At 70.9% G+C, this 19,254-nt stretch carries 19 protein-coding genes; 14 read left to right on the plus strand and 5 right to left on the minus strand.

What is annotated here, in order from left to right; genetic code table 11:
• The first annotated feature begins 21 nt into the window (after positions 1-21).
• From ACIBK1_RS35720 to ACIBK1_RS35750, 7 genes are all read left to right on the plus strand, one after another.
• Positions 22-537: a MauE/DoxX family redox-associated membrane protein gene (locus ACIBK1_RS35720; RefSeq protein ID WP_156081191.1), complete on the plus strand. Its 516-nt coding sequence runs from the start codon at positions 22-24 to the stop codon at positions 535-537.
• Between the two features lie 131 nt (positions 538-668).
• Positions 669-1,211, plus strand: coding sequence for a peroxiredoxin family protein (locus ACIBK1_RS35725; RefSeq protein WP_396740080.1), 543 nt, complete (start codon positions 669-671; stop codon positions 1,209-1,211).
• Positions 1,212-1,216: 5 nt separating this feature from the next.
• On the plus strand, positions 1,217-3,040 hold the full coding sequence (locus ACIBK1_RS35730) for an ABC transporter ATP-binding protein (protein WP_036408678.1): 1,824 nt from the start codon (positions 1,217-1,219) through the stop codon (positions 3,038-3,040).
• 99 nt (positions 3,041-3,139) lie between these two features.
• Entirely contained in the window at positions 3,140-3,733 is a 594-nt protein-coding gene (locus ACIBK1_RS35735; RefSeq protein WP_030511493.1) for a TetR/AcrR family transcriptional regulator, read from the plus strand.
• Positions 3,730-4,617 (plus strand): alpha/beta fold hydrolase, encoded by an 888-nt coding sequence (locus ACIBK1_RS35740; RefSeq protein WP_396740081.1) that lies wholly within the window; start codon positions 3,730-3,732, stop codon positions 4,615-4,617. The genes ACIBK1_RS35735 and ACIBK1_RS35740 overlap by 4 nt, the downstream gene beginning before the upstream one ends.
• Positions 4,618-4,725: 108 nt before the next feature.
• A complete protein-coding gene (locus tag ACIBK1_RS35745) occupies positions 4,726-5,064 on the plus strand; it encodes a YciI family protein (protein ID WP_396740082.1) in 339 nt (112 codons plus the stop codon).
• Entirely contained in the window at positions 5,061-6,296 is a 1,236-nt protein-coding gene (locus ACIBK1_RS35750; RefSeq protein WP_396740083.1) for an RNA polymerase sigma factor, read from the plus strand. Before ACIBK1_RS35745 ends, ACIBK1_RS35750 begins: the two co-directional genes overlap by 4 nt.
• Here ACIBK1_RS35750 and ACIBK1_RS35755 read toward each other — a convergent pair.
• From ACIBK1_RS35755 to ACIBK1_RS35765, 3 genes are all read right to left on the minus strand, one after another.
• Positions 6,283-7,728: an aminobutyraldehyde dehydrogenase gene (locus ACIBK1_RS35755; protein WP_030511497.1), complete on the minus strand. Its 1,446-nt coding sequence runs from the start codon at positions 7,726-7,728 to the stop codon at positions 6,283-6,285. The two genes, ACIBK1_RS35750 and ACIBK1_RS35755, sit on opposite strands and share 14 nt — an antisense overlap.
• Complete coding sequence (locus ACIBK1_RS35760; protein ID WP_156081192.1) at positions 7,725-7,865, minus strand: hypothetical protein; 141 nt, start codon at positions 7,863-7,865, stop codon at positions 7,725-7,727. The genes ACIBK1_RS35755 and ACIBK1_RS35760 overlap by 4 nt, the downstream gene beginning before the upstream one ends.
• Positions 7,866-8,412: 547 nt before the next feature.
• Positions 8,413-9,339, minus strand: coding sequence for a hypothetical protein (locus ACIBK1_RS35765; RefSeq protein WP_396740084.1), 927 nt, complete (start codon positions 9,337-9,339; stop codon positions 8,413-8,415).
• 280 nt (positions 9,340-9,619) lie between these two features.
• Here ACIBK1_RS35765 and ACIBK1_RS35770 point away from each other — a divergent pair, with 280 nt between their 5' ends.
• The gene (locus ACIBK1_RS35770; protein ID WP_396740085.1) at positions 9,620-10,564 is read left to right on the plus strand and encodes an SMI1/KNR4 family protein; all 945 of its coding nucleotides are present in this window, start codon (positions 9,620-9,622) and stop codon (positions 10,562-10,564) included.
• A 122-nt stretch (positions 10,565-10,686) separates the two neighbouring features.
• On the opposite strand, the gene ACIBK1_RS35775 is transcribed toward ACIBK1_RS35770, so the two are convergent.
• On the minus strand, positions 10,687-11,679 hold the full coding sequence (locus tag ACIBK1_RS35775; RefSeq protein ID WP_396740086.1) for a hypothetical protein: 993 nt from the start codon (positions 11,677-11,679) through the stop codon (positions 10,687-10,689).
• 132 nt (positions 11,680-11,811) lie between these two features.
• On the opposite strand from ACIBK1_RS35775, the gene ACIBK1_RS35780 reads away from it, so the two are divergent.
• The 6 genes from ACIBK1_RS35780 to ACIBK1_RS35805 all read left to right on the plus strand — a co-directional run bounded on the left by ACIBK1_RS35780 (position 11,812) and on the right by ACIBK1_RS35805 (position 18,364).
• Positions 11,812-12,948, plus strand: coding sequence for a sensor histidine kinase (locus tag ACIBK1_RS35780; RefSeq protein WP_396740087.1), 1,137 nt, complete (start codon positions 11,812-11,814; stop codon positions 12,946-12,948).
• Entirely contained in the window at positions 12,936-13,598 is a 663-nt protein-coding gene (locus tag ACIBK1_RS35785) for a response regulator (RefSeq protein ID WP_396740088.1), read from the plus strand. Before ACIBK1_RS35780 ends, ACIBK1_RS35785 begins: the two co-directional genes overlap by 13 nt.
• A 573-nt stretch (positions 13,599-14,171) precedes the next feature.
• A complete protein-coding gene (locus ACIBK1_RS35790) occupies positions 14,172-16,166 on the plus strand; it encodes an aconitate hydratase (RefSeq protein ID WP_396740089.1) in 1,995 nt (664 codons plus the stop codon).
• A gap of 331 nt (positions 16,167-16,497) precedes the next feature.
• On the plus strand, positions 16,498-16,629 hold the full coding sequence (locus ACIBK1_RS35795; protein WP_269321828.1) for a hypothetical protein: 132 nt from the start codon (positions 16,498-16,500) through the stop codon (positions 16,627-16,629).
• A gap of 265 nt (positions 16,630-16,894) precedes the next feature.
• Positions 16,895-17,350: a hypothetical protein gene (locus tag ACIBK1_RS35800; RefSeq protein WP_156081194.1), complete on the plus strand. Its 456-nt coding sequence runs from the start codon at positions 16,895-16,897 to the stop codon at positions 17,348-17,350.
• 714 nt (positions 17,351-18,064) lie between these two features.
• Complete coding sequence (locus ACIBK1_RS35805; RefSeq protein WP_063754708.1) at positions 18,065-18,364, plus strand: DUF6247 family protein; 300 nt, start codon at positions 18,065-18,067, stop codon at positions 18,362-18,364.
• Positions 18,365-18,899: 535 nt separating this feature from the next.
• Here ACIBK1_RS35805 and ACIBK1_RS35810 read toward each other — a convergent pair.
• The gene (locus ACIBK1_RS35810; protein WP_396740090.1) at positions 18,900-19,232 is read right to left on the minus strand and encodes a YnfA family protein; all 333 of its coding nucleotides are present in this window, start codon (positions 19,230-19,232) and stop codon (positions 18,900-18,902) included.
• Positions 19,233-19,254: the final 22 nt, after the last annotated feature.

A 19,254-nucleotide genomic window follows, 5' to 3' on the forward strand; every position in this document is an offset into this window, starting at 1 on the left:
GCACGTCCAATGGTCTATGCCGTGCTGACCGTCCGGCTCGTGCTGACGGGGGTTTTCCTGGTATCCGTCCTCACGAAGCTGCGCACGCGGCGGGCCTTCGGCGATTTCACCACGGCGGTACGGCGGCTCGGCGGCCTTCCCTCGCGTTTCGCTACGCCTGCCGCCGTGGTGGTCGTCGCCGTCGAGGCCGGAACCGTCGTCATGCTGGCGGCGCCCGGCCTCGACGGCGACGCCAGGGTGGGCCTCCTGCTCGCCGGGGGCCTGCTCCTCGGGTTCGCCGCGGTCCTGGTCGCGGCGCTGCGGCGCGGGACGACCGTCGCGTGCCGATGCTTCGGCGGATCGGGTGAGCCGGTCAACCGCCGGCACGTGGCGCGCAACGTCGTTCTCGTCGCGTGCGCGGTGGCCGGGGCCGCCATGTCGTCCGCCGCGGGCGGCACGCCCGTCGCGCCGCCCGCCGCCGCGCTCTGCCTGATTGGGGCCTCGGTCGCCGTCGGTGCCGTCGTGCTCCTCGACGACCTGGTCCACCTCCTCCGATGACCTTCCGGGAGTCGCCGGCCCTCCGACGTCCGCCGGCCCCTGATGTCCGCTGACCCTCCGACGTCCGCTGACCCTCCGATGTCGGTTGACCCCCCTGATGCCCGTTGACCCCTTGATGGAAGGGAACGCCCATGGCCGTCCTGGTCGCCGCCGTCGTCCTGCTCGGCGGGCTTGTCCTGGTGAACCTGCTCCTGACCGGCGCGGTCATCAGGAGACTCAGGAAGACCACCGAGGAGTCCCGTGCCGGGAGACTGCCGGGAAGTCCCGGGCTCGGCGTGGGCGCCGAGGTCCCGGCCTTCTCCGCGCTCACGGTCACGGACACGAAGGTCACCAAAGACGACTTCGCGGGCGAGCGCACCCTCGTCGGGTTCTTCAGCACCGACTGCCCGCACTGCCTGCCGAAGGCGCCCACCTTCGTCGCGACCGCCCGTGACGCCGCCTCCGACGGTGTACGCGTGCTGGCGGTGGTGGTGGAGGGCGAGCGGAGACCCGCCGAGCTGCTCGCCGCCCTGGCCGACGAGGTGAGCGTCGTCGTGGAGGGCGAAGGCGGCGCGATGGCGGACGCGTTCGAGGTCAGGGCCTTCCCGTCGTTCTTCCTGGTCGCCCCCGACGGGACCGTCGCCGGTAGCAGCCTGAAGCCGGAGCTGCCGGCGGGCGCGCCGACCCCCGCCTGACCGGCGTGAGGTCACGACTCGGGCCGCTGCGGCTCACCCTGGCGCTCGTCTGGCGGGCCGGACCGGTTCTCGCCCTGTCCCAGATCGTCATGGCGGTGCTGGCCGGCGCCTCTCCCGTTGCGATCACGTGGCTCACCAAGCTGCTGATCGATCGCCTGAGCACCGGGCCGGGTTCCTCGACGCCGCCGCTCGCCGCGGCGATGGCCGTGGCCGGAGCCCTGACCGCGTTGCTGCCCCACCTGTCCGGATGGGTCCAGCGGGAGCAGCAGCGCCGCATCGCGTGGCGCACCAGCGACGAACTGTTCACGGCGGTGTGCCGGATGCAGGGACTGACCAGGCTGGAGAACCCGGATTTCCACAATCGGCTCCAGCTGGCGCAGCAGTCCGCGCAGACCGCCCCGCAGCTCGTCACCGAGTCGGCGCTCGGCGCGGCACGCGGCGGTATCACCATCGCCGGGCTGCTGGGCGCGCTCGGCACGCTCAGCCCGCTCCTCGCCGCCGTCGTGGCCGCGGCCGCCGTGCCCGAACTGGTCGTCCAGCTCCGGCTCGGCCGCCGGCGGGCGTACCTCCGCCTGGAGATGGCCCCCGCGGAGCGCCGCCGGATGTTCTACCAGACGCTGATGCTCGACCATCGGGCCGCCAAGGAGATCCGGCTGTTCGGCATCGGAGGCTTCCTGCGGGGGCGCATGCTGGGCGAACTGGCCGCCGAGCAGCGGGCGGAACGCCGGATGGACCTGACGGCCTTTCGCTACAACGGAGCGCTCACCGCACTCAGCACGGTCATCGCGGGCGCCGCGCTGGTCGTGCTGGTCTCCCGGATAGCGGAGGGCCAGGCCGGCATCGGCGACCTGGCCGTCCTCACCGCCGCCCTCGCCGGCACCCAGTCCTCCCTGTCCGGCACGGTGATCCAGGTGGCACACCTGAACGAGGCACTCGTCCTGGCCGGGCACTACGCCCACGTCGTCACCATCGGACCCGACCTGCCGGAACCCGCCACCGATGGCGGCGTGTCACCGCTGCGGCACGACATCGAACTCCGCGACGTGTGGTTCCGGTACGACGCCGGTCATCCGTACGTGCTGCGCGGCCTGAACCTGACCATCCCGCACGGGCGGAGCGTGGCCCTGGTCGGCCTGAACGGCGCGGGCAAGAGCACCGTCGTCAAGCTGCTGTGCCGCCTGTACGACCCCGAGCGCGGCAGCGTCCGCTGGGACGGCGCCGACCTGCGCGAGCTGCGCGTCGACGACCTGCGCCGCCGGATCGGAGCCGTGTTCCAGGACTACGTCGCCTACGACCTCACCGCGGCCGAGAACGTCGCCGTCGGCGACGTCGGCGCTCTCGGCCGGCCGGAGCGGATCCACGAGGCGGCCCGCAGGGCGGACATCCACGACGCGCTGGCGGGCCTTCCCCGCGGCTACGACACCATCCTGTCGCGGTTCTTCGCCGCCGAGCAGGACGAGGATCCCGGCCGGGGGGTGCTCCTGTCCGGCGGGCAGTGGCAGCGCGTCGCCCTCGCCCGCGCACTTCTCCGCGCGGACACCGCCGACCTGCTCATCCTCGACGAGCCCAGCTCGGGACTCGACCCCGAGGCCGAGCACGCCATTCATCAGCGGCTCCGCGACTACCGCGGCGGCCGTACGAGCCTTCTCATCTCGCACCGCCTCAACACGGTGCGCGGCGCGGACCACATCGTCGTCCTCGCCGGCGGGCGGGTAGCCGAGCAGGGCACCCATGACGAGCTGATGGCCCTCGGGGGCGAGTACGCCCGCCTGTTCACCCGCCAGGCGGCCGATTTCCAGCTGGGCCGGGCCGAGCCGTCACCGCGATAACCGCTTGTGCTCCGCGCCTATCTGAGGCAACCTTGGACCCCAAGGAAAAATCTAGGGCTCCTAGGAAAACTCGGATCGTTTGAGAAGGGCGGCAGGCACATGGCGCGGGCCGGGTTGACGGCGGATCGGGTGACGCTCGCCGGTGCCGAACTGGCGGACGAGGTCGGGCTCGAGCACGTGACCATGTCGGCGGTGGCACGACGGCTCGGGGTGAAGGACGCCAGCCTGTACGCGCACGTCCGCAGCCTTGAGGACCTGCGCGGGCGGATCGCGCTGCTGGCGGCGGACGAGAAGACCATCCGCATCGCGGAGGCGACCGCCGGGCGGGCCGGGAAGGACGCGCTGGTGGCGTACGCGAACGCCTGGCGGCAGTACGCCCACGACCACCCGGGCCGATACACGGCGACGCAGATCCCGATACAGATCGATCCCGAGCTCGCGGCCCGGGCCGCCGGGCCGCGGCGCGCCGTCGAGCTGACCTACAGCATGCTGCGCGGCTACGCGCTGGAGGAACCCGACCTGACCGACGCGGTCCGGCTGATGCGCAGCACGCTCCACGGCTTCACCAGCCTGGAGGCCGCGGGCGGGTTCGCGCACGCGCGTCCGGCCGAAGACACCTGGGCCCGCTGCCTCGACGCCCTGCACACCCTCCTTGAGCACTGGCCCACGCACGACGAAGGAGACTCGGCATGACCAGCCCGGCCATCGGCCACCTGCGCGTGGATGGCGCCACCCTGCACTACGAGGTGCGCGGAGAGGGGCCGCTCCTGCTGCTGATCCCCGGCGGCACGGGCGGCACGGCCTCCTTCGACGGCGTCGCCGACGCCCTGGCCGCCGACTACACCGTCGCGTCCTACGACCCGCGCGGCATCTCCCGCAGCCCGCTGGACGACCCGGAGGCCCCGCAGCGGGTCGAGCGGCACGCCGACGACGCGTTCCGGCTGCTGGAGCTGCTGTCTCCGGACGCGCCCGCCCGCGTGGCCGCCTGCAGCTCGGGCGCCATCGTCGCGCTGCACCTGCTCACCGCCCATCCCGAACGGATCGAACGCGTCGTGGCGCACGAGCCGCCGGTGGTGGAGGTGCTGCCGGACGCGGCCGAGCACCGCCTGCTGCTCGCCCGCGTCCAGGACACGTTCCGCCGGGAGGGGCTGATGCCGGCGGCGGCCGTCTTCGCGGCCGGCCTGAGGCGGCCCGGCGCCGATCCCGTCGACGTCAGGGCCGATGCCGGAGTCGATGCCAGAGCTGATGCCAGAGTCGATACCGGTGCGGCCACCGAGCTTCCCCCGCAGGCGGCGGCCCGGGTGCAGCGGACGATGGCGGACATGCCCTACTTCCTCGGGCGCATCGTGCCGGGCTTCATGGCGTACAGACCGGACGTGGATCGCCTGGAGGCTCTGTCGGACCGGCTCGTGCTCGCCGCGGGAGCGGACTCGCGGGGCGAACTGCCCTACCGTCCCGCCGCCTTCCTCGCCGAGCGGTTCGGCACGGAGCTCGTCCACTTCCCCGGCGGGCACACCGGGCTCAGCACGCACCCCGCCGAGTTCGGCGAGCTGCTCCGCAAGGTGCTGAGCGCCTGATCGGGCCGCGCCGGCGAAGTCCTGCCGCCGGGTGTCGTATGAGGCGGGTGCCCAATCGTCTTCCTGTCGAAGGCCGATCGAAGGCCGATCGAGGGAAGGGAGTCAACCGTGAAGTACGTGCTGATGTTCGCCGAGACCGAGGAGTTCGTCACGCGTCTGGAGGCGATGGACGAGCTGGAGCGCGAGGCCGCCTACGAGGCGGTGATGCGCTGGTTCGCCGAGAACTCCGGCAAGATCACCCATCACGCGCATCTGGCGCCCGCGCACACCGCGACCACCGTGCGTCTCGACGGCGGCGAGCCCGTCGTCACCGACGGGCCGTTCGTCGAGGGCAAGGAGGTCGTCAGCGGTTACGCCGAGGTGGAGGTGGCCGACTTGGACGAGGCGTTGAAGCTGGCCAGGTCCTGGCCGGCGTGCCCGCTCGTGGAGATCCGCCCGATCGCATGAGCGGACCGGACGGCGGCCGGGGGAGCCGCGAGGCGCTGGCCCGCGTGGTGCGCGAGCACGCGGGCCGCCTCGCGGCCTGCCTGGTGTCGCTGCTGGGCGACTTCTCCGCCGCCGAAGACCTGGTGCAGGACGCCGTGGAGACCGCGCTGCGCCGCTGGCCGGTCGAGGGCGTGCCGGACCGGCCGGACGCCTGGCTGCTCACCGTGGCACGCCGCCGCGGCCTCGACGTGCTGCGGCGGGAGACGAACTACCGCGCCAAACTGGCCCAGTTGCGGTGGCCCGAGCCGGGGAAGGGCGACGACCGGCTGCGGCTGATCTTCACGTGCTGCCATCCGGCGCTGTCGCCGGAGGCCCGGATCGCGCTGACCCTGCGCGTGGTGTGCGGGCTGAGCACCGCGCAGATCGCCGCGGCCTTCGTCGTGCCGGAGACGACGGTCGCCCAGCGGATCACCCGCGCCAAACGGAAGATCGCCCTAGCGGGCGTCCCCTATCGGATCCCGGCCGCGGACGAACTGCCCGAGCGGCTCGGCGCCGTGCTCGCGGTCGTCTACCTGCTGTTCAACGAGGGCTATCTGTCGAGCACCGGCGACCGGGCCGAGGCACGCGACCTGGCCGACGACGCCGAGTGGCTGGCCGCGCTCCTGGCGGGCCTCATGCCGGGTGAGCCGGAGGTGGCCGGGCTGCTCGCGCTCATCCGGCTGCACCGCGCGCGCGGCGCGGCCAGGTTCGACTCCCACGGGCGTCTGGTGCCGCTCGCCGAGCAGGACCGCACGCTGTGGGACCACGCCGCGATCGCCGAGGCGACCGCGGCGCTGACCCGCGCCGCCCGGGCTCATCGCCGGCCGGGGCCCTACCAGTTACAGGCCGCGATCGTGGCCTGTCACGCCGAGGCGGCCGGCTTCGAGCAGACCGACTGGGCGCAGATCCTCGTGTTGTACGACATGCTCCTGGCCGTCGCCCCCTCGCCGGTGACCCGGCTGCACCGGGCCGTCGCCCTGCGCTACGTCAAGGGGCCCGCGGCCGCGCTGGCGGAGCTGACCGGCCTGGAGGAGACCCTGTCCCGCTATCCGCTCCTGCACGCCACCCGGGCAGAACTGCTGCGCGCGCTGGGCGACACGAGCCAGGCGCGGATCTCGGACGAGCGGGCGCTGGGCCTGACCGCCAACCCGGCCCAGCAGGCCCTGCTCCACCAGCGGCTGGACCCGGCTCACGGAGACGTCAGGTGTGGCTGATCATCACGTGCTTGACGCGGGTGTAGGCGTCGAGGCCGTACCGGGACAGGTCCTTGCCGGTGCCCGAGTGCTTGAAACCGCCGTGCGGCATCTCGGGGATGATCACCTGATGGCAGTTGACCCAGACCGCGCCGAAGTCCAGCGCGGCGGAAAGGCGCATGGCCCGCCCGGTGTCCCTGGTCCACAGGCTGGAGGCGAGCGCGTACTCGACTCCGTTGGCCAGGGCGACGGCCTCGTCCTCGTCCGCGAACGGCTGCACGGTCACGACCGGGCCGAAGATCTCCTGCTGCACGACCTCGTCGTCCTGCCGCACGTCCGCGACCACCGTCGGCGGGAAGAAGTAGCCGGGACGGTCGAGCCGGGCGCCGCCGGCCACCACCCGGGCGTGCGCGGGCAGCCGGTCGAGGAACCCGGCGACCCGCCCGGCCTGCGCGGCGTTGTTGGACGGGCCGAGGAACACGCCCTCCTCGTCGGGGTGGCCGACGGCGAGGGCACGCGCCGCCTCGGCGAGCGCCTCGACGAACCCGTCGTAGGCGCTCCGCTCGACGAGCACGCGGGTGACGGCCGTGCAGTCCTGTCCCGTGTTGAAGAACGCCGCCTCGGCGATGCCGGCGGCCGCCGCGGCCGGGTCCACGTCGGCGAAGACCAGCGCGGGGGCCTTGCCGCCCAGCTCCAGGTGGACGTCCTTGAGATCGCTCGCCGCGGCCGCCATCACCTCGGCTCCGGCCCGCGTCGAGCCGGTGATGGCCACCATCTCCACTCCTGGATGCGCGACCAGGGCGCGGCCGGTGTCCCGGTCGCCGCACACGACGTTGACCACGCCGGGCGGGAACACCCGGGCGCACAGCTCGCCCAGCAGCACGGTCGAGCCGGGCGTCGTGTCGGACGGCTTCAGCACCAGCGTGTTCCCCGCGGCCAGCGCCGGGCCGACCTTCCAGGCGGCCATCATCAGCGGGTAGTTCCACGGCGTCACCTGGGCGACGACGCCGATCGGCTCACGGCGTACGAACGAGGTGTGCCCCTCGGCGTACTCGGCGGCGCCGAGGCCCTCCAGCACCCGCGCCGCGCCGGCGAAATAGCGGATGGCGTCGATCGCCCCGCCCACGTCGACCCGCAGCGCGGTGCCGCGCGGCTTGCCGGTCGCCCGCACCTCGGCCTCGGCCAGTGCTTCCCTGTTGTCCGCCATCAGATCGGCCAGCTCCAGGAGCAGCCGCTGACGCTCGGCCGGGGTGGTGCGCCGCCAGGTGCGCGACGCCTGGGCGGCGGCCGCGACGGCGTGGTCCACGTCCTCCCCGCCCGAGCGGGCCGCCCGGGCGTACACCTTCTCGGTGGACGGGTCGACCAGGTCCATCCACTCTCCGGACGCCGGGGCCCGGCTCTGTCCGGCGATCACGTTGCGCACGGTGTCCACGGCCGTTTCCTCCCAGGTCATACGGTCGCGGCGGCGCGGGTGAGCGCGGCGCGATAGCGGGCGGCGGCGGAGGCCATGCCCACCAGCACGACCCCGACCAGCTCGCCGCCGCGGTGGTAGCCGACGACGACTTCGCCGTCGAGGTCGCCCTCCAGCACCCGGATGTCGTCCGGTCGCGGCCTCCCGATGTGCGGGGGTGGTGGCCCGGGTGGCTCCGGACCGGCCCGTGCGGCCGGTCCGGAGCGTGATCACCGTCGCGACGCCGGCGGGCTCTCACGGCCACGCCGGCCCCACTGCCCAGGCGGCATCACAGCCGCCCAGCCGCCCTGCGGTTACCGGCCCGGACTTCTCCGGCTGTACTCCGGCGGGTCCTCGATCTCGCGGGACTTCCGATTGGCATCCGAGCCCATCGGGATCTCTGCCGTGTCGTCCAGAGACATGTCGTTCCCGCCCCGGGGTTCACCGTCGAGCAGGGCGTCGCCTCGGTGGCCCGGGCAGTCCGGGGTCTGCGCCCGCTCTTCCCGCGGGCGCCTGGACCGGCTTCCCTGTTGGTCCTTCCCCATGAAGACACCTCCAGGATCATGTGAGTGAGGGCCTGCACGCCCTCGCATGATGGGTACCCGCTGCCCGGTATCGCCCTGGTCACCGATCGGCATGACCAGCCTGAGACAGCCCTCGCCCTCAGTCCCTCACGGCCGGGGCCGCTCACCTGCGGCGCGCGGGAGCGCTCAGCACGTCGCTGAGGTCGTCGACCTCCAGCCCGCGCCCCGGCCTCGCCTTCGGCGCAGTGATCGTCATCGGCTTCTCCCAGTTCCGGTACTGCGTGGCCAGGTGCGCCCGCAGAATCCGGTCGTCTCCGAGTCCCCGGACCGCGGGCCGGGGGTGCGCGTAGAAGCGCCAGCCGACCCGGTAGGGCCAGCCGCGGTCGTCGTACATGTACGTCCATGTCACCTCGGACGTGCCGAGGGCCGAGGTCCCCGCGGCCTCGCGGAAGCTGGGGGAGACGCGGTAGAGATCCTTGAGCCGGATCGTCCCGGTAAGTGTGTAGATCCGCTGCTTGCGTCCGGTGGTGCGGTCCTTGGTCCAGGGTGTGACGGTCTTGCGGCTCTTGGTGGACAGCAGCGTGCGCAGCGTGGCCGGCTCCAGGACGTTGATGAACTGGTCGCCGTACGCGGCGGCGGCGCCGCTCGCGCGGCCGGTGCGCGTCCACGACTTCGCCCGCGGCGCGAGCTGGTACTGCCAGCCGCCCACGCTGACCGTGCGCAGCGTCCCCACCGTACGGAGCAGACCGGCGAAGTAGGGGTCCTTGGCCGCCTCGTCCACCATCAGCTGCTTGTTGCCGACGCTCAGCTGCCGGATGTGTTCCGAGGCGATCACGCCGGACCGCCCCAGCTTGACCTTGCCGGTGCCGTGCAGTTCCATGCCGCTCCCGATGTAGGTGCGCTTGCCGTTGCTCAGCTGCACCTGCCGCGTCAGATCCGTGGAGGCGCCGGCGTAGAACTCGGTGGTCGCGCCGGCGCCGAGGGCGAGCAGGGAACGCAGGCCCGCCAGCGGATCGGGTTCGGCGGCTTGGGCATGGGCGGTGGTGGGAGCGGCGGTCGCGAGGGTCAGGGCGACGATGAGGGGGTGCATGCCATACATCCAGGTGAGTGAGCGCAGATCGATCTTGGTGTGTGGTGAATGTAGCGTGATTCCGCTTTCTCCTTGCAGTCCGGATCGTGGCCGTATCCGGGTGGGAATTCACGTCCTCGGCCGCCCGGCCCGGCTCCTGGCCGGTGCCGTGCGCCGATCGGCGGGGTGCCCATCCGCTCCAGCTCCGAGACCTTCTTGCCCGCGAGATCGGACCGGCGATGTCGGTGGCATCTGATGGAATCGGCGAAACCAGATCGTGCGACGTCGTAGGAGCCCCGTCGTGGACCGTCACGCGTGGAAGCCGTTCCTCCAGCGTTGGAGCGAGGAGTGGCGCATCGCCCATCCCGGTGAGGAGCCGGGCGGCGATCCCTGGCTCGGGTGCCCGCCCGCCACCGAGGACGAGGTGCAGGCGCTGGAGGCGCGACTGGGATGCGTGCTGCCCCCGTCATTCCGGGAGTTCCTGCTGGTCACCAACGGCTGGCGGCACGCCGGCAACTTCGTCTGGAGCCTGCGCGGCACCGAGGAGATCGGCTGGCTGACCGATCTGGAGCCGATGTGGGCCGAAACCTGGGTCGACCGGGAGGTGAAGTACGAGGACCCGGCGGCGGCACGATCGTTGCTGATCTCCCTGCGGGCGGACGCCGGTGTCGTCTACCTCGATCCTGGCGACGTCGACGAGCGCGGTGAATGGGCGGCCTACGACGTGTTCTCGTGGAGAGCGAGGGGGCCCGAACGGCACGGCTCGTTCCACGAGAAGATGTACCACTTCTACGCCGAATTCCACGCCCTCGACCGCCCCCGCTGCGAGACCCAGCGTGAGTGGGACGCCACGGTCGAGGACGCCCGGCTGGCGAGCCTGCGCGGCGAGGTGGACCGTCCGCTGGCCGTGTTCGCGCAGGCGGCGCGCTTCGGCCGCGACCGCGCGATTCGATGCCCCGCTCGCGACAAGACCGCCGATCACAACGGGTCAAATACCAGTTCCCAGGCGACGGCCGGACGCAGCGGGTCGAGAGGCCCCTCGGCCGTCATCAAGCACGGCGGGAGGAGCCGGCGTTCCGGGTCTGCTTCGGCGATCCGGAGTTCGACGCGGCCGCGCATGCCGCTCTCGACGCCGGTGAAGACGCCTGGCCGCGCCTGCTCGACGCCCTCGTCCACTGGCGGCCACTGCATGAGGACCACATCGCGCCCATCGCCCTGCTCGCCGACCCTCGGGCCGCGCGGCTGATCACGCCAGAACGCGGACGCGAACTCCTGGCCGCGAGTCGGGGCTGACCGCAGGTCGGTTCGCCGCCTACCGGTCGACGGCCTGACACATGCGACGCGATCGCGGTGATCTCGCCGGTGGGGTCATCTGACGCGGGAGAGGCCGGCGACCCGGCGGCCCAGCAGGGCCAGCAGACACGTCATGACCACCCCGACGGCCGCCAGGCCGGCGCGGTCGGCCGCCGTGTCGGTGTTGGAGATCAGGCCGAAGGCGGTGTGCGCGATCAGGGCGCCGGAGGCCAGGGCGAGGCTGTGCCGGTCCGTCCACAGGCCGCCGGCGGTCCAGCGGCGCAGGAGCCACGTGACGGCGACCGCCAGAACGGCGGCAGCCGCCATGGGCACGATCACCCACCCGCCGTGGGTGAACGCGGGCTGGGTCGCGCCCCCGAAGGGGAACAGCAACGCCAGGTATCCGAAGGCGGCCACGGCGCCGAACACTCCGGCCGTCGCAGGCGCGGGCGGGCTGACCGAAGGCATGCCCGGGCGGAGCTTCAACCGCAGCCCCACCCCCGCCAGCAGGACCACGGCGGCCGCACAGCCCGCGAGGACCGCCGGTGGCGCCTCGTACCCGGGGTCGATGGACGTCACCACCGTCACCCGCAGCAGCAGCGCGCCGAGGACGAAGACCGTCCCGGCCAGCCAGGTGCCGAGTCTGCCCAGGTAGGGCCGGTCACGCAGGGACGGGACGATCAGGTCGGTCAGGAGGATCGGGATCGCGGCGCTGAAGACCGCGTGGTAAGGGATCTGCAGCTCGGCGTAGGCGCTGTTGAGGCCCAGGACCCGGGGCGCCCATCCGGCGGCGCCGTAGATCGTGGGGCTGCTCAGCGCCTGCAGCGCCAGGCCCTCCTCGACGATGCCGTAGGCCGCCCCGAGCAGCAGCACCCCGGTCAAGCCCGTCCCGGCCCGCCGCACCAGCTCGCGCACCAGGACGACGCCCGCGCCGTATATCGGGATCCACAGCAGCAGGAGCCAGGCCATCCGCAGCGGCGGGTTGCCGAGGGTGAACTCGGCCACGAGCGGTGTGATCACCGCGAGGAGCAGTGCGGCCAGCCGGCCGCGCGTCTTGTTCGAGGTCATGGGCCCAGCGTCTTCCGCACGCCCCATGCGCGTCTGCCGCCCCGGGTCCTGGCCGTGGCAACCCAGGTGACAACCCGGCGTCGACTTTGGTTGCTGCCGTCGGCCGCCCCGCCGTCACTACGCTGGGCGTCCGTGACGGCAGACGTACGGCCGGGCCCGGCCAGGACGCGGCGGGACCGGGCGATCCGAGTGGGGGGCGTCGTCTGCGCGCTGGTCGCGGCGGGGGTCGTCGTGCAAGCCGATGTCGACGGGGCTTCCGGCTGGCTGGTCGCGGACGTGGCCGGCGGTGCGGCGGCGTGCGGGGCGTTGTGGCTGTCGCGCCGGTGGCCGGCCACCATGGCGCTCGTGGCCGTGGCGCTGGCGGTGCCCGCGGCCTCGGCGTCGGTCGCGGCCGGCATCGCCACGCTGATGACCTCTCTGTACCGCCGCTCGGCCGTCGCGATCGGAGTCGGCGCGGCGTGGGTGGCCGCGACGCTGGCCCGGTTCTGGCTGCGGCCGCCGGGGCTTGCGCCTTATCCGGTGTGGGCGCTGGTCGCGGTGCTGTTCGGGGTGGCGCTGACCGGATGGGGGATGCTGGCGCGGGCCCGCCGTCAACTGGTGCTGTCGCTGGCGGAGCGGGTCCGCAGGGCCGAGGAGGAGCAACGGCGACGCGTCGAGCAGGCCCGCCATGCCGAACGCCTGGCCATCGCCCGCGACATGCACGACGTGCTGGCGCACCGGCTGTCGCTGCTGGCGCTGCACGCCGGGGCGCTGGAGTTCAACGCGCGGGCCGACCCCGAGGAGGTGGTCGAGGCGGCCGCGGTGGTGCGCTCCAGCGCGCACCAGGCGTTGCAGGAGCTGCGCCAGGTCATCTCGGTGCTCCGCGAGGCGCCCGTCCTGGCCGAGCTGGACCTGCACGCTCTGGTCGAGGAGGTACGGCGGGCGGGCATGGAGGTGGAGATGCACGACGACGGCGTGCGTCTGCCCGGCCTGCCGGGCCTGACGGCGCGGGCGGCCTACCGGATCGTCCAGGAGGCGCTCACCAACGCCAGGAAGCACGCGCCGGGCAGGCCCGTGACTGTCCGCCTCGACGGCGGGCCGGAGCGGGGGCTCGCCATCGAGGTGCGCAATCCCGTGGTGCGCAATGCCGTGGTGCACGCTCCCCGGGGCGAGGGCGCCGGGCTGGCCGGGATGCGGGAGCGGGCCGAGCTGGCGGGCGGCCGCGTGGAGCAGGCCGGGATTGAGGAAGGCGAGTTCCGCCTGGCGGTCTGGCTACCATGGCCGGTGTGAGCGCCATACGCGTGCTGGTCGTGGACGACGACCCGCTCGTCAGGGCAGGCCTGACGCTGATGCTCAAGGGCGCTGACGAGCTCGTCGTGGTGGGCGGCGTGGCCGACGGCGCCGACGTCGGAGCCGCGGTCGACGCGTACGCGCCCGATGTGGTGCTCATGGACATCCGGATGCCGGGCCTGGACGGGATCGACGCCACCCGGCTGCTTCGGCGGCGACCCGACCCTCCCCACGTCATCATGCTGACCACGTTCGACGCCGACGAGCACGTCTTCGGCGCGCTGCGCGCCGGGGCCAGTGGGTTCCTGCTCAAGGACACCCCGCCGGAGGGCATCGTGGACGCGGTCCTCCGGGTCGCCGCGGGCGAGCCGATCCTGTCACCCGGCGTGACCCGGCGCCTGATCGCCCACCTGGCGCCCAAGGCGCAGGACCGTCGCCGCGACGAGGCGCGCAGGCTGCTGTCCAGGCTCAGCGACCGCGAGCGCGAGGTCGCCGCCGCGGTCGGCCGGGGCGGCTCGAACGCGGACATCGCGGCCGAGCTCCACATGAGCGTCGGCACGGTAAAGAGCTACATCTCCCGCATCCTCACGAAGACCAACCTGGACAATCGCGTCCAACTCGCCCTCCTCGCCCACGACAATCCGCTCTAGGACCGACCGGATACCGGCCATTGCCCGTGCGAGACACCCTGTCCTGAAACGCGCCGGGGCGGCTGCGCGGCGCGGGTCGAGTTGGCCCAGGCCCGCTCGCGCACGGTCAACGCACCTCACCTGGCGGCTCTCGTACGTGCCGGAGTCGCTTCGGACGGGGCGCGCTCATCGAACGTGACGAGATCAGGGCGGCATGACCGATCATGCCGAACGTCCGCTGCTCTTCCTCGACGTCGGCGGACCGCTTCTCCCGTACGGCGAGGACCCGCAACGCGGGTGATGACAAACCCCAGCAGGAGCCAAGGAGATGGGCGAAGGCTCCATCGTCGTGGTAATGCACTGAACTGGGCTTGACGTCCATCGGCGTAGCGTCGGTGTCATGAGAGGGGTATCGGCCCTGGTGGAGCTCTAGACAACAGTGGATGTGCGTCAGCGGATGAACAGCTGACGGATGGATGGCCGGGTGGGTCACGCACCTGCGCGAACTCGCCCGAGGTGGAGTGCTGACCCTGCTCACGGCGACCGGCGCGCGGTGGCGCCCGCACATCTCCAACGCAGGCCAGGAGGCCCGGCATGGGGCACAACGTGGCACAGAAGCTGATCGCCACCCACCTCCTGTCCGGCGACATGACCGCCGGGCAGGAGATCGCACTCCGCATCGACCAGACACTCACCCAGGACGCGACCGGCACCCTGGTGATGCTGGAGCTGGAGGCGCTCGACCTGGACCGGGTCCGGACCGAGGTGTCGGTGCAGTACGTCGACCACAACCTGTTGCAGACCGACAGTAGGAACGCCGAAGACCACGCCTTCCTGCGCTCTGCTTGCCACCGTTTCGGTCTTTGGTACTCCAAGCCGGGCAACGGTGTCTCCCATCCGACCCACATGCAGCGCTTCGGCATCCCCGGCAAGACCCTGGTCGGCTCCGACAGCCACACACCGGCGGCGGGCTCGCTGGGGATGCTGGCGATCGGCTTGGGCGGCATCGAGGTGGCGATGGCGATCGCCGGCGAACCGGTCTACCTGCGTATGCCCGACATCTGGGGCATACGGCTGACCGGCGAACTGCCGCCCTGGGTGAGCGCCAAGGACGTCATCCTCGAAATGCTGCGCCGGCACGGCGTCAAAGGCGCCGTGAACCGGATCATCGAATACCACGGGCCTGGGCTGGCGCAACTGACTGCCATGGACCGGCATGTGATCGCCAACATGGGGGCCGAACTCGGCGCGACCACCACGGTGTTCCCGGCTGACGATCAGGTCCGCACGTTCCTGCGGGCAGAGCGGCGTGAGCACGACTTCGTCGAGCTGCTCGCCGACGCGGACGCCACCTACGACGTCACCGACGAGATCGACCTGTCGCGTCTGGAGCCGCTGATCGCGCTGCCCAGCTCACCGGAGAACGTGGTCACAGTGCGCGAGGCAGCCGGTCGGCAGGTCGACCAGGTGGTGGTCGGCTCCTCAGCCAACCCAGGACTGCGTGATTTCGCCGTCGTCGCCGCCATCGTCTCCGGGCGGCAGGCGCATCCGAGGGTGTCGCTGGACATCAACCCGAGCTCACGGCAGATCCTGCAGGACCTCACGAAGATGGGCGCCACGTTCGCGCTGATCTCGGCCGGTGCGCGGCTGCACCAGTCCGGCTGCATGGGCTGCATCGGCATGGGCCAGGCGCCGGCCAACGGGCGCAACAGCCTGCGCACCGTTCCGCGCAACTTTCCCGGCCGGTCCGGAACGCGCGAGGACTCGGTCTTTCTCTGTTCCCCCGAGACCGCCGCCGCGGCCGCTCTCACCGGCCAGATCACCGACCCTCGCGACTTGCCACACCTTCTCGGCATCGACTGTCCGCACCTGGAACTACCGGCCGAGTCCAGTGTGAACACCGCCATGCTCGAACCGCCGCCCTCCGCGCACGCCGATCGGTCAGAACTGGTCAAGGGAGCGAACATCTCCTCGCTGCCCGGCTTCCCGCCGTTGCCCGACCGCATGGAGGCGCCGGTCGCGCTCAAGGTCGGCGATGACGTGTCCACCGACGAGATTCTGCCCGCCGGCGCCCGGGCGTTGCCCTATCGCAGCAACATCCCCAAGCTGGCCGAGTTCACCTTTGCACAGATCGACGAGGACTATGTCGGTCGGGCACACGCCTCCCGCGGCACCGGGCACATCGTGGTCGCCGGCGCCAACTACGGACAGGGCTCCTCGCGCGAACACGCTGTCATCGCCCCCCGCCATCTCGGCCTGCACATGGTGCTGGCTGTGTCCTTCGCCCGGATCCACTGGCAGAACCTGGCCAACTTCGGCGTGCTCGCGCTGGAATTCGCCGATCCCGACGACTACCACCGCGTCGAGCAGGGTGACGTTCTCGTGCTGGACGGCCTGAGGCACGCGATCGCCTCCGGCGGTGCCGAGATAACGGTGCGCAACGTCAGCCGAGGCCAGTTTTACTGCACCCGGCACAGCCTGTCCGACCGGCAGGTCGCGATGGTGCTGGCCGGTGGGCTGATTCCCTGGCTCCGCCAGCGGAGGGGGAGCCAACGGCCGGAGCCCGTCGCCTCTCGCGAGGCCGGGTAAGCGATGCTGCGGGCCGCGGCGGCGACCAGCCTCGCTACTCACCACCCTCGAGACCTGCTGCGACATCGGCCCCGGTGGTGATGTTCGTGCGCCATTGTCAGGGTCTGCGTTTCTGGCCGCGACCCTTCTGCGATGATCTCTGCGTTGCTCGAGACCGCCGAGGTTGTGTCCGGGCTGCTGCACTCGCCGGCGCTGGCCGAACGCTGGGAGCGGCCATCGCGCTGGCCGACTTCCGGGTCAGCGGCCTGGCCGGCCCGCCTGCTGACCCGGCTCGTGGAACTCGTTGTCCATCTCGACGACCTGGCGGTCAGCCTGGAGACACCCACCTGCGGTGCCCGCCGGGGCCGCCGACGCGGTCGCCGCCTGCCTGACCCGCATCGCCGTCGCCCGTCACGGTGTCCTGCCTGTGATCCGCACCCTGGCCCGCCGCGAACGCGCCTCCGACCAGATCGCCGCGTTCTGAAGCTCCTGCGCTCCGGACGTCCAGTGCGGCGGAACAAGGCACAGTCTCGGCTCTGCGCAACTTTGAGAAACGGCGACAGAGCCTCCAGCCGGAGTGCGGCGGTGTGCAACCGAGGGCAGACGCAGGCGATCCCCAACAGGACTACGAGGACGCCCGGAACCTGTTGTAGCCGGCCAAAGGCAAGGGCCGGCCGGAAGGTGCAATTCGGCGGCGACGGTGGGGCGAAGAATGCGGCATGAAGGGCCAGACACCGGGGAGGTGCTGCATGGTTTCATCCAGTGGGAATTCAAGGGTAAGAAATGTCGGCGATATGATTCTTGGTGGCGAGTTGCGGGTGGATCAGTCAGTCGCGGACCCTAATTTGGGGACTCGTCAGATCTTGTGGGATTCGATACCAGAGGCGCGCTCACTGATTAAAGAGCTGGAGGATGGCGAGGCCGAGGAAGCCGCGGAGGTGGGTCGAGAACCGTTCGTCAGCTTCTCCACCTATGTGATCAACTTACTACTTATCTTCGAGGATGCCGCAGAAAGGGGGCAGCTTGAGACCGTTGATCACTTCCTCGATGCTTACGAAAATATCCTAGAGATAAATCACGACTACACAAATATCGTGATGGACGATTGGGTGATCAAACGCGTCCGTCGTCTAGGTGAGAAGGTGAAGTCGCGCTGTGGCCCTCTTCTGAGAGGGCGGGCCTTCCCGAAGGAACAACAGGAGTAAGCAGTTGGGCTGCGCAACAAACGTGATGACCTTCGCCGACAAGGGCTACCACGGCGCAGGCGGAACCTTTCGGACCCGTTCAACGCCACCGCCACCGGCACCGGCCCCGGGCATAAGGACGTCAACCGCGCTCACCACTGCATCCGCGCCCTGGGCGAACGCGCCATCGCGACCTTGAAAGGGGGGAGCTAGTGTCAAAGTTCTGCTGCTGCCCTCGCCGCGCCACCGCGATCCTTCAGGTCATCCTCGTCATGCAAACCATGGAAGACGTCCGCTACCAGGGATGCAAGAGGTGCAGTCGTTGCATGAACGCTCCAGCGGCCGACCAACCTCTCCGGCGTCACCGAGGACGCTACGCTGCTTACGTTCGGATATGGCGAAGGCTTGTACGCGGGCCGCCTTTTGGCGGAAGGGGCGATGCGCGATGGACCAGAACGGCGGCACCGGGGTGGTGCGAGCTACCAGCCAGTCGGAGCACGCCGGTGTGATTCCCGTTGAGCCGATCCCTGGAGGTTCTCAGTGGCGATGAGACGAGCGGTTGACTGCTGAGGTCTGAACTCGACGGTGTAGACGAAGAGGACTCGACCGGTTCCAGATGCGGAGGGCCGAGGCGCGACTGCGTCGTGATGATCAACTAGCGATGAGGACGATTATCGTCAGTTGATCAACCGTGTACAAGCTGTGCTCGTCGGCCCACAAGATAGATTGGTCGGTATGAGCGCTCAGCCTGTGGATCCCGTCGGGTTCCGTGATCCCGGTGAGGATCCAGCCGCGATCTTCGAGGCGCTGCCGCCGCCGCACCGGGCCCGCTTCCGAGCCGAGTACGACGAGGCGCTGGAGGCCGCGCACGACCTGGCGCGCTTCAAGCAGGTGCAGACGTTGCTGCGTCAGTGGCGCCTGCGTGTGATCGCCTACAACCGCCCGGGTTATGAGGAGGCCGTCCAGGACGCTCTTCAGGAGCGTGCCGAGATGTTCACTCGCTACACCCCGCCGGAGTGGGAAGGCCGGGTGTGAGCTACAAGTTCGATGGTTTCCACGGACGCGCTCTATTGAGCTGAACGGTCTTCCTCACGAGGTTCGCGACGGCCCCCTCCTGGAGCGACTCATCGAACTCCTCCGCGACCCCTGGGACGCGATCGCGGAGCGTCCTGGCCAGTCCGCCGTGAGACATGCCTTCTTCGGGGGTGACAGCCAAGGAATGCTGACGTTCATCCTTGACGAGGAAGCGCAGTCCCTGCGCATCATCGACATCCTCTGGGCCGGCTGACCTGCTCTCGGCGGACCGGGTCGACGATGATCTTGTACACCTGCCGCCGCCCTGGCCGCGAGTGTCGCACCGGCCCGAACTGCGCGGAAGCTATCTGACCGTCCATCAGATGACCCGGTCAGTGGGTCAGGTCTTTGGGCCGGCGGCTTGTCCTCGCTGGTGGTGGCGGGCACCGGTGTTGCCGCGGCATCTCCTCGTCGCCACGCGAACACCAGGATGTAGAGGTTCTGGACATAGGCGATCCCGCCTGCGGATGAGCATGTTGACGAAGACCTTGCTCGGTCAGCCACGTGGCGCGTACATGATGATCAGTACGCCGGCCAGGCAGACGAGCGCGCCGATGATGTCCCAGCGGTCGGGCCGGAACCCGTCGACGAGCATGCCCCAGGCCAGGGAGCCGGCGACGAAGACGCCGCCGTAGGCCGCAAGAATCCGGCCGAAGTTCGCGTCGGGCTGGAACGTGGCGACCAGCCCGTACAGGCCCAGCGCGATCACGCCACCGCCGATCCACAGCAGGCCACGCTGCTCGCGTACGCCTTGCCAGACCAGCCATGCTCCGCCGATCTCGGCGAAGGCGGCCAGGACGAAAAGCAGCAGGGAGCGGATGACCGTCATGGCCGGTAGTACAGCGCATGGC

The sequence above is a fragment of the Microbispora rosea genome, assembly GCF_044460045.1.
GTDB classification, from domain to species: Bacteria; Actinomycetota; Actinomycetes; order Streptosporangiales; family Streptosporangiaceae; genus Microbispora; species Microbispora rosea.